Source organism: Pantoea sp. X-Soil-MYKO-1785, assembly GCF_059730675.1.
Map to the genome: position 1 here is coordinate 1,741,249 of NZ_AP036000.1, position 17,349 is coordinate 1,758,597.

Sequence of the window (17,349 nt, forward strand, 5' to 3'; positions counted from 1 at the left end):
AAGGAGGAACGATGCAGGACTTTTTACAGCAAACGCTGTCCGGCGAGGCGCCGCATAAGCGTAGTGGTGAAACGGCGCATCTTCGCTGGCAATGGTTGTATCACGGCATTCTGTTAATGGAACCGACGGTGCCGGTCAAACAGGCGCTGGTGCTCTCCGCCGGCGTTCATGGCAATGAAACCGCGCCGGTCGAAATACTCAATCAGGTGATCACGCCGCTGTTACGCGGTGAGAAGCCGCTGCAGCAACGGATGCTGGTGATCCTCGGTAATCCTTCTGCGCTGCGTAGCGGCAAGCGTTACATCCGCTACGACATTAACCGGCTGTTTGGCGGACGCTGGCAGCAGATTGATGATGGCGACGAAGCCCGCCGCGTGCTGCGGCTGGAACAGACGCTGGAAACCTTCTGGCAGGTCGGTGAGTGTGATGAGACGCGCTGGCACCTCGATATGCACACCGCGATCCGCGGCTCTTATCATCCTCGCTTCGGCGTGATGCCGCACAACGAGCGTCCGTGGCCGCCAGAGTTTATCGACTGGCTGGCGGCGGCGGGTCTGGAAGCGCTGGTGTTTCACCGTTCACCGGGCGGCACCTTTACTCATTTCAGCTGTGAACATTTCGGCGCGGCCAGTTGTACGCTGGAGTTAGGGAAAGCGTTACCGTTCGGCGCTAACGATCTCAGCCAGTTCAGCGCCACGCAACAGGCGCTGGCGGCACTGCTGTACGGCGATGCGCTGCCACAGGCGCTGGCACCCCCGCGTCACTATCGGGTGGCGCAGCAGATTACCCGACTGAGTGAAAACTTTCAGCTGCACATGTCAGCGGAAACGCTGAACTTCACCGCGTTCCCGCAGGGCACGCTGCTGGCGGAGGACGGCGAGACCCGTTATTACGTCCAGCAGGCGCGTGAGTATGTGCTGTTCCCCAACCCCAATGTGGCTGCCGGACTGCGAGCCGGATTAATGCTGATTGAAGAGGGCGAACAGACCCAGGCGCTGCCGCTCTGACGTGGTTTATCACCAGCCGGGAATAAGCGGGAGTTTTACTTCCGCTTTTTTGACTTAACCCTTACACTCTCCGCACACCTCTCCATGATTTCTGCCAGATTCGCTTTAAATTCATAAACTTTTGCAATTCCTCACGCCTTTCTTCGCATTCTCTTCATGATTGCCGAATTTTTGTCTTTTATGCTTTCACGGCTTTACTCAGCCTCTGAGTAGTTGACGTTCAGCGTCGTATGCTTGTTTCCGAAGACGCGACAGAGTGCTGTCGTCATAATCCCGAATCAATAAGGACACTATTATGCGCAAACTGACTTCCCTGTTACTGGCTTCTTCACTGGCATTTGGCGCGGCCAGCGCTGTTCACGCCGCCGCTGATAACCTGACTCCAGCGCCAGCCGGCAGTGAAAAAGCAATGCATAAGCCGCCAATGCGTCACGGCATGGAGATGATGTTTAAAGGTCTGAACCTGACCGACGCGCAGAAAACCCAGATGCGCGACATCATGAAAGAGAGCCACAAAGATATGAAGCGTCCGTCGCTGGAAGAGCGCCGTGCGATGCACAGCATTGTTGCCGCGGACAGCTTCGACCAGAGCAAAGCAGAGGCTCAGGCGGAAAAAATGACCGCCAATGCGAAAGAGCATGCGCTGAAGATGCTGGAAACCCAGAACAAACTGTATAACGTGCTGACACCCGAGCAGAAGAAGCAATATAACGCCAACTTCGAAAAGCGTCTGACAGAGAAACGTCCGCACGATGACAAAATGGCACCGCCAGCCGCACCCGCTGAATAATTTTCGTTAAGCGAACGGTCTGAGACCGCCGGCCTTGTCCACTGATAGTAAGTGGACAGCGTCGGCGGTTTTTTTTGATCACAGTGGCAGAATAGGATAATCGCCCGACAGAATAGGGCGGCAGAGGATCTTGTAGCCGTCATGATCGAAGCCACCTTTGGTACGCTGCAACGTCTTCGCCTCCTCCATACTGCTGACCGATCCCAGATAAAACCAGTGATCGATGACGTGGATTTGGGTCATATGTTTGCCTTCTTCAACCAGCCCGACCGCACCCTGCCACGGCCAGCAAAAGACCCGCACATTTTCCAGCGCTTCCAGTAACCGATCCTGATGATCGCTGACCGGCTCTTTGCCGCAGCAGGCACCGGCACAGCGGCGCAGCGCGGAACGGAAGCAGCCGCGCTGAGCACTGAGCGCTTCCAGCCCCAGCAGGCCGTGGCAGAGCTGATACTCATCGGCCAGCTGCTTCAGCCGTTCCAGCGCGGCAAAGCGGCTGCGATAGAGGCCAAACAGGTTGGGTGACTGGCTGAAGTCGAGATCTTTGGCGTAAACCACCTGCGGTTTACCGTCGGTGATCTGCAACGAGCAGAGCTGACGATTCTTACGCAGGCGCTTATTAAACAGCGGCTGTTGCGTTTTAATCATCTGCGCTTCCAGCAGCAGCGCGCCGAGATCGCCTGCGGTCGGGATCCAGCTGACGCGCCGCGACTGGCGCAGCATTTTTGCCTCATCCGCCGTGCGAAAATGGGACATCACCCGCGAGCGCAGGTTGACGCTTTTGCCAATGTAGAGCGGCAGCGAATCACTTTCGCCGTGAAAGGTATATACGCCGGGCTGATTGGGCAGGCCTTCCAGCCACTCGCGCAGGTGTTCGGGATATTGATAAATTGCAGCCGCGTCGAACTCGAGGCGGTGCGTTGCAGCACGTCTGACCAAGATGGACTCCATTTACTGGTTGTCCATACAGCATAACAGGCAGGTGAAATGATCGCCAGCCAGATGAAAGGGTTCCAGCCGGCAGACCTGATGGTTATTGCTAATGCAGCGGATCTCGTTATCAACATCGGGATCGTTGATAGCGAACCCCCCGGATTTTGAACTAAGGATATGAAATTTAATAATTTTAAAGAGTACGATAGTGAAAGCATCTAATCGGTATCCGCTATCCTTAACCACCCCAGGATTAAAAGCTGTGTTAGCTGCTTGTTGTCTGGAATCTTTCAAAAGCAGTACGAAAAACAGGCGTTAAACGACGATAATGAGTCAGTCTCTTCCACGCACTTCATTATCACTCGCCGTCATTTTTTGCGTTTTATGGCCAGCCAGTTTTGGGTATCGAGCCTCTGCTCACGAGAAAGGTGTTCTGACAAAGATTGCGGCTGGTGGGCAGGTAAAGCCACCGAGTGGGATATGCGGCGAGGCAGCGCAGGGGTGATAATGTTAATGGCATCTGAAATAATAGTATTTCCTGATGGCGTAAAAAGAGTTCCGGTATGTAATTCTGTGTTATTTGCTGTGCTGGTTAAAATAAGCCAAACCCGCTTCCCGGCACCCATGCCGGGCATTATTATTTCAATATGCAGCTAATTGATTCCATGTGTCGCGGTAGATCACATTACCGTCTGTATATTTCCATGTAATCGCCTCATAGCGTAATTCGAGCGTTTCAAGATGAGTCCCACTGATACCGTCAGGAGACAGGTATGGCGCAACCGTGGTGAACTTGACGTTTTCCAGAATGATATTGAAATACTCGGCCTCAATGCCTGATTCCAGAATACGGTACATCCTGATTGTCGCCTTTTTCATGGTTCGACCTTCGCAGACAGCTCTGTAAAGCAGTGGCGTTGTTTGATCAAACTCCTTCACTATCGTGATAGGGCGGTGGAGACGCGTTCCTGTAAGTTTCCCCCAGTTCGGATCGACCGGGATAGTTATACCATGAGAGTAGGACTTTAACTCGATAGAGCCCAGACGCAGTGGCATCATACAGCTTCCGATTACCGGAGAGCCGCTTTCATCTTCAAGCCATAAATGTGCGGGAGCAGACATGTAATTTCCTTATCAGTGTGTATTCAATATTGGGACGTTCAGCGTTTCACATAACGACCAAAAATAAACATTACGGCTACGAAGAAAACACCAATTGGCCAGACCGGACTACCCGGGAAGAAATGAGCCTGAAGCAGGGCAAAAACAATGGTCAGTACGGTTGGGCCGTAAACCGAAAAGAAGATACGCCCCTGCCACCGTAAAAAGCGGTTGATAATCTTCATCATGATTATTGGATCATCCGGCTAATGATGCCCACAATGTCGTCATTTGATGCCCATTGTGCTTCGATAGCGCCCGCCTTTTGGAATACCGACTCAATAAGAAAGTAAAGCATTTCCAGCCCTTGTGCATAAAGCGCAGCATAATAGGCAGGAAATTGAATATGCAGGCGATGAGCACTCTCCGCAGCTTTCTGCACAACGCCATAAAACCCAATAGCGGCAATACCACGGGAAGCCCACGTACCTGCAAGAGTGCTCATTTCAAGGTTGATGTTTAATCCAATGCGAACGCTGCTGGCGACCGCTAACGTAAATCCGGCACTGGTGAGAGAATTAGCGGCGATATGGACATTCACATTCATCAGGCACTGTTTTATCTGTTCTGACTGCTCAGAAGTTTTGTATTTGAAAACTTCTTCGAAGTAGATGCGGAGCATGTCAAAGATCACATCGCCATGGCGTATTACCTTATAAACGGCATCCCTGAATCGAATATCCTCGGTCTTTTGTTGCTGGCAAACATCGTTATACTCATCTGTAAAACAGGACGTGTAATAGAGCGCACGTCTGGCGCCTGCGCCAATCGTTTCAAGCTGATTTGATACCGCGTTTCCGACGCCGGTTAATGCGTGGTCGAACTTTAAAGCGAGGATGTTATTCGACTGCAAATAACGGATAACTTCTTTGCTGTAGTACATAACCGATTCCTTTTGGTTAATGGCCGTTCTATGGCCGTATAAACTTAAAGGTAAATGTTCATTTAGTAAACAGAATTGCTAATAACTAAACGAAATATGCGGTTATGTATATTGTTTCTCAGGGAAGAGAAACGGCGTAAAACATGACTTTCCTGGTTTTTTGACTCGCTAATTCATTAGGTTAACGCAGTTCAAAATATGATCGCCAGCCGTCTGCTCACAGACGCCGCGTCGCCAGCCAGCAGATAAGCGAACCGAGCGTGATCATCGCGACTCCTTGCCAGAATGCCAGCGGCGGCGTCAGACCCAGCCATAACGAAGCCAGCAGTGCGGACAAAACCGGCGTGAAGTAAGAGGCGGTCGCCAGTAGCGTCAGGTTGCCGTGCTGAATGCCGTGATTCCACGCTGAATAAGCGATGGCGGTCGACGCCCCGATAAATAACACCTGCAGCAGCGGCTCCAGGCTAAACGTCATCGGTGCCGCTGGCGCATTCAGGAAGTATTTAAGCCACAGCGCCATCGCGGTCAGGATAAAAAACAGCGTGACCCCATTCGCCCCTCTGGCATAGCGACGGGTGACATTGTTGTAGAGTGCCCAGGTGATGGCGGCGATAAAGGCCAGCGAATAGGCGGTCGGGTTACGCAACAGGTTGTGCCACATTTGGGCGGGCGAACCGCCGCCATTGGCTTTCATTACCCAGACAATACCCAGCAGGGAGAGCGCCAGTCCCGGCCACAGCCACTGGCGAAAACGCTGCTGATTAAACGGGATCGCCAGCACCACGGTGAGACAGGGCCAGAGATAGTTGATCATCCCCAGCTCCAGCGACTGGCTGCGATTACTGGCCAGCCCGATGGCCAGCGCCAGACAGATTTCATAGCCGACAAACAGCGCGCCCCCGATAGCTAAATAGGCGGCGGGCATCGCGCCTGGTTTGGGCAGACCGCGGGTAACACACAGCAGCAGGGCGGTGGTGGTATAGATCAGTGCAGCGCCGCCGGTGGCACCAAAGGCTTCGCTGACGCTGCGCAGCAGGCCAACGGTGGTACTCCAGAGCAGAATAGCAATCAGACCGATCAGGGTGGCGCGTGGGGCAGCAGCAGGCATGTCACTCTCAAGCGGGTAAGGCAGCAGAGCCTCCCTTGCCGCAGCAAGGGAGGGGCAGGGTTACTTCCAGAAGTCGTCAAAAACGGTAATCGGTGGGCGACGCTTGTGCTCGGTTTTCAGATACCAGCCTTCAATGATTTTTGCGTTATCAGGATCGATGGTTTTACCTTCCAGATAGTCATCAATCATCTCGTAGGTCACGCCCAGCGCCACCTCATCCTGCAGGCCGGGACGATCGTCTTCGAGATCGGCCGTCGGTTTCTTCAGGTAGAGATGCTCCGGACAGCCAAGCTGTTTCAGCAGCTGTTTGCCCTGGCGTTTGTTGAGGCGGAACAGCGGATTAATGTCGGTGCCGCCATCGCCATACTTGGTGAAGAAGCCGGTGACCGCTTCAGCTGCATGGTCGGTGCCGACCACCACGCCCTGGGTCATGCCGGCGATGCTGTACTGCGCTTTCATTCGCTCACGCGCTTTTTCATTGCCGCGCACGAAGTCAGACAGCGTAATGCCGGCCGCCTGCAACGCCCGCTCACTGGCGAGCACCGATTCTTTGATGTTCACCACCAGCGACCGATCGGGCTGAATGAACGCCAGTGCGTCCTGACAATCCTGCTCATCGGCCTGCACACCATAGGGCAGGCGCACCGCGATAAAGGTGTAGTCGTTATCGCCGCTCTCCTGGCGCAGTTCGCTGATGGCCAGCTGCGCCAGTTTACCCGCCAGGGTGGAGTCCTGGCCGCCGCTGATCCCCAGCACCAGCGTCTTAAGGCCGCTGTGCCGCTTCAGGTAGGACTTAAGAAAATCGACGCTAACGCGTACTTCATGATCGGCGTCGATAGTGGGCTTAACGCCCAGTGCTTCAATGATTTCCTGCTGCAGTGACATGAACTTCTCCTCAGGTCAGTGGCCCGTCGGCTCGATGCGAACGTTTTATTAAAGCTAACGTGACTCAGCGAAAACAACAAGCCAAAGCGGCAGCGGATTTCAGTTAACCGTTGCGAAATCAGACAGTTTTCACCTGCGGCAGCGGTTTTTTTGCCAGCAGCAGGAACATCAGGATCGCCAGCATAAAGCAGCCAAAAATGGTGGCGGTCATGCTCAGCACTGAGGTTCCGCCAATACCGGTAATCGGCACGGTGATGGCACCCAGCGTGAACATGGTAACGCCAATCACTGCCGAAGCGCTGCCAGCGCGATGGCCCTGGCTCTGCATCGCCAGTGATGAAGCGGTGGTCGCAATTACCCCGTTACTGGCGATGGTAAAGAACAGCGCTACCAGCAGTAGCGGTAACGGCGCCTGCGTCAGTGCGGCCAGTAGCAGCAGGCTGGAGGCGACAAACGCCAGCGTCAGTCCGCCTTTCAGCACCCGATATTCTCCCCACAGCGGACAGAGACGGGCGCTGGTCTGGGACGCGATCACCAGTCCGACACCGTTAGCCGCAAAGCAGAAGCTAAACGCCTGTGGCGACAGGCCGTAGAGCTGTTGCAACACGAACGGCGATGCGCCGATATAGGCAAACATGCCGGACATCATAAAGCCCTGAGTCAGGCAGAAGCCCATAAAAGGACGATGGGTAATCACCTGGCCCAGCGCGGCGTAGGCGGATAAAATCGAGCCTTTACTGCGGCGCGTCTCGGGCAGAGTTTCATGCAGTTTCCAGCGCGCCAGCAGAATCAGCAGTATCGCAATACAGGCGAGCACCACAAAAATGCCACGCCAGTTAAGCACCGTCATCAGCACGCCGCCGAGTACCGGAGCGGCAATCGGTGCCAGACCGTTTACCAGCATCAGCAGGGCAAAGAAGCGGGTCAGCTCGTGACCGCTGTACATGTCACGGGCGATGGCTCGCGATAACACCGCACCGCCCGCGCCGGCTAAACCTTCAAACAGGCGAGCCAGCAGCAGCTGATGAATATCCTGCGCCAGCGCACAGCCAATTGAGGCGATAAACAGCAGCACCAGCGACAGGGCCAGCGGCCGCAGGCGACCAAATTTGTCACTCATCGGACCGAAGACTAACTGGCCGGCACCCAGACCGAGTAGTCCGGCGGTCAGGCTAAGCTGCGCCGTGGCGGTTTCAGTCTGCAGGTCACGGGCCAGCTGGGGCAGCGCGGGCAGGTATAGGTCGATACACAGCGGGCCGAGTGCGGCCAGCAGGCCCAGCGTGATGGCATAAACCAGCCGGTTAGAATGTGCAGGTGTCATTTATCCTCAGTATCTGAAGCGATGGGTGAATGAAAGGCGGACAACGCGTTAGCGGGCAGTTACTGATGCCAGCGTCATCCCGTGAGCAGCCGGTGAGGGCAACCCGCGCCCCGGCGACGCTTTTAGTCTGGCTAAGGGGCCTGTTTTTTGGCGCAGATTATACGTGCCCGTTGACAGCAAAACAGCCTTCTTTACGAAATCCTGACGATTACCAGTGCATTAAAAGTTCGCCATAAACTTGATAAACCTGAATTTATGTTCCAGGCTTGTCTGCACATGGACAATAAATGAGGAACAACAAGATGAATAAAGTGATGGGATGTATCGCTGCGGCGCTGACGCTGGCTGCCCTGTCTGGTTGTACGACTTACGACCGCGCTGAAAGCTACGTGACTAAGCCAGTGGTGAAGGATGTTAAAAAAGGCATGACCCGTGACCAGGTTCGTCAGATCGCCGGCACACCGTCGACTGAAATCACCATGGTTCACGCGCGTGGCACCTGCCAGACTTATGTACTGGGCCAGCGTGACGGCAAAGCACAGACCTATTTCGTTAGCTACAACGATACCGGTCGCGTAATGAACTACGGCTTCCAGAGCTGTGCGGAATACGATACCGATCCGCAGGTTCAGCAGTAAGGCATTTGCAGTAGCCCTAATCGAATAATAAACGGCCCGTCATCTGACGGGCCGTTTTTCGTTGCAGCTGTTATAAGCCTGCCGGCCGTGGAACCTCGACGTAGTCGCCATCTATCTGCCGCTGGTAGTAATGCCCCTGCTGCACATAAAAGCGTTTACCGTTGAAGTCCAGCACCCGCATCTCATCGCTGATGCGGCAATCTTCAGGCGGTTCTACCACTACATACTCTTCGCCATGGCGCTGATAATAATTGCCGTTAAGCAGGTAATAGGTCAGTCCGCCGATCAACACCGCTGTTGCGGCTTCAGGTAAAAAACGCACCGGACCGGGCCCGCCCCAGTGTGGACCAGCACCACCATGTGGACCCCATCCGCCAGGATGAGCGAAAGCGATAGCCGGGGTTAACAGGGTTAACGCCAGCAGGGAGGCGATAACTTTTTTCATCGGGCATTCTCCTCATAAGACTGCCTGCAGAATTGGCCTTTTAGCGACTAAAGACAAGCGCTAAAGCGGCGAATTTTCGCCTGTTTACCATGCTTAACGTTTTCTTAACTGCGTCGCCATCAAGCGGGGAAATTATGGAGAGAAAGCGGGAGAAGAGCAGAAAACCTGGCGCGGGTGCGCCAGGTTGATGTGGGATTAACGGTGCGCCAGTTCGGCGTGTTCATCGCTGTCCAGTACGCGCTTATCGGTCAGACCTAACCAGCGGCTGGTGAGGGAACCGGCGGTCATGGAGCCGTTGACGTTCAGGGCGGTACGGCCCATGTCGATCAGCGGTTCGATGGAGATCAGCAGCGCCACCAGAGTGACCGGCAGGCCCATGGCGGGCAGCACAATCAGCGCGGCGAAAGTCGCACCGCCACCAACACCGGCCACGCCAGCCGAGCTCAGCGTGACAATCCCGACCAGCGTGGCGATCCACAGTGGGTCAAACGGATTGATGCCAACGGTTGGCGCAACCATCACTGCCAGCATGGTCGGATAGAGGCCGGCACAGCCGTTCTGGCCGATAGTGGCACCGAACGAGGCTGAGAAGCTGGCAATCGACTCCGGCACGCCAAGGCGACGGGTTTGGGTTTCGACGCTCAGCGGAATACTGGCGGCGCTGGAGCGGCTGGTAAAGGCAAAGGTAATCACCGGCCACACTTTGCGGAAGAAACGCATCGGGTTAATCCCGTTGACCGACAGCAGCAGCGCATGGACGCCAAACATAATGGCCAGACCGAGGTAAGAGGCAACCACGAAGCTTCCCAGTTTGATGATGTCCTGCAGATTCGAACCGGCTACCACTTTGGTCATCAGGGCCAGCACACCGTACGGCGTCAGCTTCATCACTAAACGAACCAGCTTCATCACCCACGACTGCAGCGTGTCGATCGCCACCAGCACGCGCTGACCTTTTACTTCATCATCTTTCAGCAGCTGCAGCGCGGCCACACCAAGGAAGGCAGCAAAGATCACCACGCTGATGATCGAGGTCGGATTGGCACCGGTCAGATCGGCAAACGGGTTTTTCGGAATAAACGACAGCACCAGCTGCGGCACACTCAGGTCAGAGACTTTGCCGACGTAGTTGCTCTGAATGGCGCTCAGACGCGCGGTTTCCTGCACACCCTGCACCAGACCTTCAGCGCTCAGACCAAACAGGCCGGTGACGAACACCCCAACCAGCGCCGAGATAGCGGTGGTAAACAGCAGCACGCCGATGGTCAGTACGCTGATTTTACCCAGCGAAGAGGCGTTATGCAGGCGGGCAACCGCACTCAGAATCGAAACAAACACCAGCGGCATTACCACCATCTGCAGCAGCTGCACGTAGCCATTGCCAACGATGTTAAACCAGCTGATGGAGGTTTTAACCACCGCGCTGTTTTCACCGTAAATCAGCTGCAGCACCAGGCCGAACAGTACGCCGATCACCAGACCGGTCAGCACTTTCTTCGACAGGCTCCAGTTGTTGCGGCTGAAACGAGAGAGCAGCACCAGCAGCACCACAAAGGCGACGAGGTTTAGCGTAAGAGGAAGGTCCATACTGAAACTCCAGAGTAATGCGGTTTTCCGCGTCGGGAAAACCGCATAATGTTAATCACGAATTAAGACTGCGGGAATGGTAGCAGCAGGAGAGGGTGCAGGCCTTATATCCAAATGGCATGCTTTATAACTTAATCGCTTAATTTGTTGATTTAATGCGCAGTCTGGCTGGAAATTAGCCGTCCGACACCATTTTGTAGCGTATCAAACAGCTGAGCGGGCCAGCCGTTTGCACCAAACGAAGGCATGCCCACCGGGAACCACAGCGCATAACCGACCAGTCCGAGGCATAACGCCCGCTCAAGCTGGTTACCTTTCTGACTTTTCAGAATAGGGAGACGAAAGCGCCAGCGGCAGGGCCATAACAGAGGTACGCCTGCCGGTGTCAGCATGTCAGCAACAATATGGCTGAGATAACCCAGCGTTAGTCCCTGCAGTACATCAGGCGGAATCGGCGATTCCGCCGGCAGGTTAAGCTGAAACAGCCACAGCCCGGCGGCCACCGCCAGTAAACTGTGGGTAAAACCGCGGTGGCCAAACGCCCGTGCAATCGGATGGGAGAGCCAGCGTAGCCGCTGCCCGAGCAGCGATTTTGGATGATCGATATCGGGCAACAGGCAGGTCAGCAGTGCCGACGGAACAAGATGCCACCAGTCTGCCTGCGCCAGCACCGGTGTAAGTTCAGCACGTTTAGCGAAAATGGCACTCGCAATGGCAAAAATGATATGGCCCTCGGCCGTCATGATGGAACCTGGCTGCAAATAAAACTGTCGATGCATCCAGTATAGGGATTTATCCAGTGAATGAGAACATGTGACGCTGTAACGAAGCGTGAATTTAACTAAAAAAAGCGGACAATCCTTGCGGCCTGTCCGCCCGATAAATTAGCGCGCCAGCCAGCCGCCATCCACCGCCAGCGTAAAGCCGTTAACGTAATCAGAGGCCGCTGAGGCCAGGAACACCACCGGTCCCATCATATCGTCGGGTGCGCCCCAGCGACCGGCCGGGATACGCCCGAGGATCTCTTCACTGCGCGCTTCATCACTGCGTAACTGTTGGGTGTTATTGGTGGCCATGTAACCGGGGGCGATCGCATTAACATTAATGTTGTGCTTCGCCCATTCGTTCGCCATCAGTCGGGTCAGCCCCATCACCGCGCTTTTTGATGCGGTGTAAGAGGGCACGCGGATCCCACCCTGAAACGACAGCATTGAGGCAATATTAATAATTTTTCCGCCGTTACCCTGAGCGATAAACTGCCGGGCAACCTGCTGTGACAGAAAGAACAGGCTCTTGCTGTTGAGATTCATCACATCATCCCAGTCCTGCTCGCTGAAGTTCAGTGCATCTTCGCGGCGGATAATCCCGGCGTTATTCACCAGAATGTCGATTTTACCGGCTGCGGCCAGCGCCTGCTCTACTACCGAGCCGACCACCTCCGTTTTTATCAGGTCAGCCTTTATCGGCCAGAAACGGCGGCCCAGTGCTTCCACTTTGCTTTGGGTCTCGTCCGGTCCTTCGCGGTTGACGCCGATGATGTCGCATCCCGCCTGCGCCAGGCCCAGCGCCATACCCTGTCCTAAACCGGTATTGCAGCCGGTCACCAGCGCCACTTTCCCTTCCAGGCTAAACGCATTCAGTATCATGATATTTCTCCTCTGCTCAGCGTAGTTCGCTGATTTTGACGTGGTCCATGTCATCAAAGACCTGATTTTCGCCCACCATGCCCCAGATGAAGGTGTAGCGCTGCGTGCCGACGCCGGCGTGAATCGACCAGCTGGGTGAAATCACCGCCTGTTCGTTATGCACCAGCAGGTGACGGGTTTGCTGCGGCTCGCCCATCATGTGGAACACCGCGCTCTCCTCGCTCATGTCGAAATAGAAATAGACCTCCATGCGGCGTTCATGGGTGTGGCACGGCATGGTGTTCCACAGGCTGCCTTCCTCCAGTTTGGTTAAGCCCATGGTGAGCTGACAGGTCGGCAGCACATCCGGCACGATGAACTTATTGATGGTGCGGCGGTTGGAGGTGGCAGGATCGCCGAGCGTGGCGGTGGCGGCCTCCTGTAAGGTGATTTTTTTATCCGGGAAGGTGGCATGCGCAGGGGCGCTGTTGTAGTAGAACTTCGCCGGCTGGGCCGGATTCAGGCTGCGGAACAGCAGATTTCGCGCGCCCTTACCGACATAGAGCGCCTCTTCATGGCCGATTTCCCAGCTTTTACCGTCCACTTCTACCAGTCCGGGGCCACCGATATTGATCATACCCAGCTCGCGGCGCTCAAGAAAATAGCTGACGCCTAACTGTTTACCCATTTCATCGCCAATCGTTACCGGGTTATTCACCGGCATCACGCCACCAATAATAATGCGGTCGATATGGCTGTAGGTCAGGGTGTAGTTATCGGCAGTAAAAATCGTTTCAATCAGAAACTCGCGGCGCAGCGCGTCAGTGTCCAGCTGTCTGGCGTGATCACTGTGAATGCTTTGACGAACGTCCATCTCAGGCCTCTCTGCAGATCAGGTTAAGCATGCCCCGGAACAGGGACTGTCTGGGCATCTTAGGCAGAGCGGGATATGAATTCAATAAAAATGAAACGTTGTTTTAATTATTTGCGGAGTAGATCAACAGTACGGCGAAACGGGTAAAAAAAGCCCGCCTGCTGGCGGGCTTGCACTTAGCCATGTAAATCGGCCAGCGTCAGTCGGGTCAGGTCATCCAGCCGGACATCCGCCAGTGCCCAGCGCGGATCGTTGCGGTGCGCCGCAGCGGGCACCACAATCGAACGCATCCGCGCCGCTTTGGTGGCGATCATGCCGTTGAAAGAATCTTCCAGCGTGACGCAGTTAAGCGGATCGATCGCCAGGCTGGCGGCCGCATTGAGATACACCTGCGGATGGGGCTTGCTGTAAGGCAGCGCTTCCGCCGAGGCGAGCACGTCGAAATAGTGCCGCAGGTTGAAGATCTCCAGTACCCGTTCCAGCATCGCCAGCGGTGAGGCAGAGGCGAGGCCGATTTTCAGGTTGTGCTGCCGGCACAGCTGCAGTGCGGTCTCAACCCCGGGCAGCAGGGGACGCGTCTCGTCAATCAGCGCCATCGCCCGGGCAATGATGCGTTGCGTGACCTCCTGCTGACTGGGACCGTTCCACGGCAGCGTTTCGTACCACATACGAACAGTCTGATCGATGCGTAAGCCGAGTGTGTCGGGCAACTCGTTGCGGCGTGACAGGTCGACATCCAGCGTCGAAAAAATATCCAGTTCAGCCTGATCCCACAGCGGCTCGGAATCGATTAATAAGCCATCCATGTCAAACAATGCGGCGAGAACGGGGCGGTGATAGGGCATCTGAGGTCTCCTTATAAAGTCTGACTTACCTTAGCATTGATCGGCCGGTTGCGGGACGGACAGCAGCCAGCCACGCTTTATTTGGGAAATTTCAGCATTGGCAGGTAGACTTACAGCAAATTGGATTTTGGGTTCAGGAGATATCATGACCTATCAACAGGCTGGCCGCATCGCCATCCTTAAGCGTGTGGCTGGCTGGGTGATTTTTTTACTGGCGCTACTCTCGACCATTATTTCTGTACTGAGCTTTATGTTTAAGCACAGCGAAAAGCAGCCTGGCATTGATGCAGTGATGCTCGATTTCGTCCATGTAATCGTCGATATGATCCGCTTTAATACCCCGTTCCTCAACGTGTTCTGGCATAACTCGCCGGTGCCGGAATTTAACGGTCAGATGAACCTCGGATTCTGGCTGATCTATATTCTGATCTTTGTCGGGCTGGCGCTGGAATCATCAGGCGCGCGGATGGGACGCCAGGTGCGTCATGTCAAAGAAGGGATTGAGGATCAGTTAATACTGGAGCAGGTGAAGGGCAGTGAAGGGCGTACCCGCCAGCAGCTGGAAGAGAAAGTACGCGTCCCACGCCACACCATCTTTTTGCAGATTTTCCCGCTGTACGTCCTGCCGGTGGTGATTGCTATCGCTGGCTATTTCGCGCTGTCGCTACTGGGCTTTATCTGATGCAGTTCTGATGCAGTCAGGCCGGTTTGGCCTGACTGGCTGACAGCGCATCTTCATCCAGCAACTGGCCAATGGCGAACTGTGCGTCGCCGAGCCAGTGCCCGCCGAACACGTTCGCCCGGTTTAACAGATAATAAAGCTGATAAACCGGCTGACGCTGCGAAAAGCCATCCGGCAGCGGCCAGACAGCGTGGTAGCCCTCGAAGATTTGCCGCGGCAGGTCAGGAAACCAGCTCAGCATCGCTAAATCACATTCACGATCGCCCCAGTAACAGGCGGGGTCGAAGATCCACGGCCCCGCTGCGCTGCCTGCGCAGTTAGCCGGCCACAGATCGCCATGCAGTAAAGAGGGCTGAGGATGATGTGATGCCAGCACCCTCTGCACGCAGGCAATGATCAGTTCGGTATCGCCATACTGAACGCCTTTTTCCGCCGCCAGCTGCAGCTGCCAGCCGATGCGCTGTTCAGCAAAGAACACCGACCAGCGTCGCAGCCAGCTGTTGGGTTGGGGAGTGGTGGTGATGTTGTTATCAAAGTCGAGCCCGAACTGAGTCTGCTCGCTCCACTGATGCAGATGCGCCAGCTGCTGGCCCAGCTGAAAAGCGCTCTGAGGGTCGAGCGGCTGCGGCTCAATATATTCCAGCAGCAGAAAGCTCTCTTCGCGATGATGACCGACACCATAAACCTTCGGCACCCTGACGGTCTGGGTGCGGGCCAGCAGTGCCAGCTGATCGGCTTCCCAGGTAAACAGCGACAGCATCTCGCGGCTGTTGCATTTTACGAACACCTCGTGGGCACCGTAGCGGATACGCCAGGTGGGATGGACTTCGCCACCGGGCAGGGCGTGACGTTGGGTAATTTCGGCGTTGCCTAACTGCTCGCTTAACAGACGACTAATGGCTGACCACATCGGGCTATCCTCGTTATTCGCTGCGTAAGTTCGATTGTAGCGCGTAAATATTCACCAAAACCAGCGCGGAAGCACCCTTTACTCAGTCGGGGAGGCGGCAGGGCGATGATCGGCGGCGTCGCGCAGGAACTGCTCAAAGGTGGTGACGGTCACTTCTGGCTTTTGTCCCAGTGCGCTTTCGCCAGCGGCAGCCACCTGCTGACGCAGATCGTCTTCCTCCAGCGTGGTAACAATACCAAAGCTATTGGTCCCCAGCTCGTGCGGGTGCCCCTCGTCGTCGGTCAGGGTGGTGGTAAACCCGGCAGCCGTCATGGCACCGGTTAGCTCAAGAATGTCACTTAAGCCAGATTCCTGATACTGCAACGTGACGATATAACGGGTTAAGGAATTGCTGCTCATCATGCACCTCTGGGTAGAGAAACTGAACTGAGCGTAGACCATGGTGAAAAAATGAGCGAGTTATTAAGGGGATGGTGAAAGCCTGCGCCGGTGACTAAACGTAAAATCCTGTCAGCAGCAACGGTTAACGTTCTGAAAAATCTTGTTGCGCAGCGGCTGTATTTCGGTCTGAGGGCCACTATAATGCGGCGCGTTAATCAGAAGAGTCCCAATTAACATGCGGTTTCAGAGCAATACCACGCATTTCGAGCGAGTTAATATTTTTTTACAAAACTTACCGTAAATTGCATTGATTGCCCGGCAAAACGCTTCAGACTCTCCGTTTTTTAAACTGTCGCACGGATCACATTTAATGAAAGCCTTTAACAAGCTGTCTGCTGTTCTTTTGCTCTCCGCCGGAGCGTTTTGCCACCAGGCACTGGCCGATAATGCCGTATTTACTTCCATGGATGACCCTTCCACGGCGAAAAAACCGTTTGAAGGTTCTGCTTCTGCAGGTTACCTGGCGCAAACCGGTAACACCACCAGTTCATCAATGACCGCTCAGACCAACATGACCTGGTATCAGTCATCGATGGCGTACAGCTTGTGGGGCAACGCAGCGAACACTTCATCAAATGATGAGCGCTCGTCTGAGACCTATAACATCGGTGGCCGTTCACGTTATAACCTCAATTCTTATGACTACCTGTTTGGTCAGGCCAGCTGGTTAAGCGATCGCTTCAACGGCTACGATTCACGTGATGTACTGACCGCCGGTTACGGTCGCCAGATTCTGAACGGTCCGGTGCATTCGCTGCGTGCGGAATTTGGTCCGGGTGTACGTTATGATGACTTCCACGATGGCGGTCATGAAACCAAAGCGCTGGGCTACGGCGCCATCAGCTATCAGTGGCAGCTGACCGATACCACCAAATTCGTGCAGGGTGTTTCCGTGCTGAGCAGCTTCGGTGAAGATACCACTCTTAACTCCGAAACCGGCCTGCAGGTCGCTATCAACAGCCACTTCGCGCTGAAGCTGGCCTACAACGTGACCTGGAACAACAATCCGCCAGAGTCTGCGCCGGATCGCACCGATACCAAAACCTCTATCATGCTCTCTTACGCGATGTAAGGCGGTTTTCCGCAGTGGCATGCCAGGCGGCCTGATGATCAGTCAGGCCGCTTTTTTTTGATCTCTCCGGGGCTTAGCGAAAATGGCATGGGTTTTTCTCGCCCGGGAAAACTGCTATCATCGCTTCCGCACTGAAATCCTG

At 54.9% G+C, this 17,349-nt stretch carries 21 protein-coding genes; 5 read left to right on the plus strand and 16 right to left on the minus strand.

All coding sequences use genetic code 11. From position 1 onward, the window contains the following. Positions 1-11: 11 nt before the first annotated feature. On the plus strand, positions 12-1,007 hold the full coding sequence (astE, locus tag AC6I8D_RS08060; RefSeq protein ID WP_312057343.1) for a succinylglutamate desuccinylase: 996 nt from the start codon (positions 12-14) through the stop codon (positions 1,005-1,007). 295 nt (positions 1,008-1,302) lie between these two features. Next, positions 1,303-1,797, plus strand: a complete 495-nt coding sequence (gene spy / locus AC6I8D_RS08065; RefSeq protein WP_312057342.1) for an ATP-independent periplasmic protein-refolding chaperone Spy — start codon at positions 1,303-1,305, stop codon at positions 1,795-1,797. Between the two features lie 78 nt (positions 1,798-1,875). Here the strand turns inward: spy and cho are convergent, their stop codons facing one another. From cho to AC6I8D_RS08105, 8 genes are all read right to left on the minus strand, one after another. After that, positions 1,876-2,736 carry an excinuclease Cho gene (gene cho, locus AC6I8D_RS08070; RefSeq protein WP_312057341.1) on the minus strand — a complete coding sequence of 287 codons (861 nt, stop codon included), beginning with the start codon at positions 2,734-2,736 and terminating at the stop codon, positions 1,876-1,878. Between the two features lie 362 nt (positions 2,737-3,098). Beyond that, positions 3,099-3,365, minus strand: a complete 267-nt coding sequence (locus AC6I8D_RS08075) for a hypothetical protein (protein WP_497819919.1) — start codon at positions 3,363-3,365, stop codon at positions 3,099-3,101. A 7-nt stretch (positions 3,366-3,372) separates the two neighbouring features. Continuing rightward, the gene (locus tag AC6I8D_RS08080; RefSeq protein ID WP_312057338.1) at positions 3,373-3,852 is read right to left on the minus strand and encodes an Hcp family type VI secretion system effector; all 480 of its coding nucleotides are present in this window, start codon (positions 3,850-3,852) and stop codon (positions 3,373-3,375) included. 38 nt (positions 3,853-3,890) lie between these two features. Beyond that, positions 3,891-4,079 carry a hypothetical protein gene (locus AC6I8D_RS08085; RefSeq protein ID WP_312057336.1) on the minus strand — a complete coding sequence of 63 codons (189 nt, stop codon included), beginning with the start codon at positions 4,077-4,079 and terminating at the stop codon, positions 3,891-3,893. 2 nt (positions 4,080-4,081) lie between these two features. After that, positions 4,082-4,774, minus strand: coding sequence for a hypothetical protein (locus tag AC6I8D_RS08090; RefSeq protein WP_497819920.1), 693 nt, complete (start codon positions 4,772-4,774; stop codon positions 4,082-4,084). 217 nt (positions 4,775-4,991) lie between these two features. Beyond that, positions 4,992-5,882: an aromatic amino acid DMT transporter YddG gene (gene yddG, locus AC6I8D_RS08095; protein WP_497819921.1), complete on the minus strand. Its 891-nt coding sequence runs from the start codon at positions 5,880-5,882 to the stop codon at positions 4,992-4,994. 60 nt (positions 5,883-5,942) lie between these two features. After that, entirely contained in the window at positions 5,943-6,767 is an 825-nt protein-coding gene (nadE, locus tag AC6I8D_RS08100) for an NAD(+) synthase (RefSeq protein WP_312057332.1), read from the minus strand. A 118-nt stretch (positions 6,768-6,885) separates the two neighbouring features. Next, positions 6,886-8,088 carry a multidrug effflux MFS transporter gene (locus AC6I8D_RS08105; RefSeq protein ID WP_497819922.1) on the minus strand — a complete coding sequence of 401 codons (1,203 nt, stop codon included), beginning with the start codon at positions 8,086-8,088 and terminating at the stop codon, positions 6,886-6,888. A gap of 302 nt (positions 8,089-8,390) precedes the next feature. Between AC6I8D_RS08105 and osmE the strand changes: the two genes are divergently transcribed. After that, on the plus strand, positions 8,391-8,726 hold the full coding sequence (gene osmE / locus AC6I8D_RS08110) for an osmotically-inducible lipoprotein OsmE (protein ID WP_010245718.1): 336 nt from the start codon (positions 8,391-8,393) through the stop codon (positions 8,724-8,726). A 70-nt stretch (positions 8,727-8,796) separates the two neighbouring features. Here the strand turns inward: osmE and AC6I8D_RS08115 are convergent, their stop codons facing one another. From AC6I8D_RS08115 to hxpB, 6 genes are all read right to left on the minus strand, one after another. Then, complete coding sequence (locus AC6I8D_RS08115; protein WP_497819923.1) at positions 8,797-9,171, minus strand: DUF6515 family protein; 375 nt, start codon at positions 9,169-9,171, stop codon at positions 8,797-8,799. Positions 9,172-9,366: 195 nt separating this feature from the next. Continuing rightward, on the minus strand, positions 9,367-10,758 hold the full coding sequence (locus tag AC6I8D_RS08120; protein WP_031375684.1) for an L-cystine transporter: 1,392 nt from the start codon (positions 10,756-10,758) through the stop codon (positions 9,367-9,369). A gap of 152 nt (positions 10,759-10,910) precedes the next feature. Continuing rightward, complete coding sequence (locus AC6I8D_RS08125; RefSeq protein WP_046288366.1) at positions 10,911-11,501, minus strand: metal-dependent hydrolase; 591 nt, start codon at positions 11,499-11,501, stop codon at positions 10,911-10,913. Positions 11,502-11,642: 141 nt separating this feature from the next. After that, complete coding sequence (gene kduD, locus AC6I8D_RS08130; RefSeq protein ID WP_312756729.1) at positions 11,643-12,404, minus strand: 2-dehydro-3-deoxy-D-gluconate 5-dehydrogenase KduD; 762 nt, start codon at positions 12,402-12,404, stop codon at positions 11,643-11,645. Positions 12,405-12,420: 16 nt separating this feature from the next. Then, entirely contained in the window at positions 12,421-13,257 is an 837-nt protein-coding gene (kduI, locus tag AC6I8D_RS08135; protein WP_312056795.1) for a 5-dehydro-4-deoxy-D-glucuronate isomerase, read from the minus strand. Positions 13,258-13,433: 176 nt separating this feature from the next. Next, positions 13,434-14,102 carry a hexitol phosphatase HxpB gene (gene hxpB / locus AC6I8D_RS08140; RefSeq protein WP_497819924.1) on the minus strand — a complete coding sequence of 223 codons (669 nt, stop codon included), beginning with the start codon at positions 14,100-14,102 and terminating at the stop codon, positions 13,434-13,436. 145 nt (positions 14,103-14,247) lie between these two features. On the opposite strand from hxpB, the gene AC6I8D_RS08145 reads away from it, so the two are divergent. Beyond that, positions 14,248-14,784, plus strand: a complete 537-nt coding sequence (locus AC6I8D_RS08145) for a YniB family protein (protein WP_312056797.1) — start codon at positions 14,248-14,250, stop codon at positions 14,782-14,784. A 16-nt stretch (positions 14,785-14,800) separates the two neighbouring features. Here AC6I8D_RS08145 and AC6I8D_RS08150 read toward each other — a convergent pair whose 3' ends face one another. Together AC6I8D_RS08150 and ghoS are read right to left on the minus strand one after the other, a co-directional pair. Continuing rightward, on the minus strand, positions 14,801-15,694 hold the full coding sequence (locus AC6I8D_RS08150) for a fructosamine kinase family protein (protein WP_497819925.1): 894 nt from the start codon (positions 15,692-15,694) through the stop codon (positions 14,801-14,803). Positions 15,695-15,772: 78 nt separating this feature from the next. Next, positions 15,773-16,093 carry a type V toxin-antitoxin system endoribonuclease antitoxin GhoS gene (ghoS, locus tag AC6I8D_RS08155; protein WP_312056834.1) on the minus strand — a complete coding sequence of 107 codons (321 nt, stop codon included), beginning with the start codon at positions 16,091-16,093 and terminating at the stop codon, positions 15,773-15,775. 352 nt (positions 16,094-16,445) lie between these two features. Between ghoS and AC6I8D_RS08160 the strand changes: the two genes are divergently transcribed. Next, positions 16,446-17,207 (plus strand): DUF481 domain-containing protein, encoded by a 762-nt coding sequence (locus AC6I8D_RS08160; RefSeq protein WP_069728221.1) that lies wholly within the window; start codon positions 16,446-16,448, stop codon positions 17,205-17,207. The last annotated feature ends 142 nt before the right edge of the window (positions 17,208-17,349 follow it).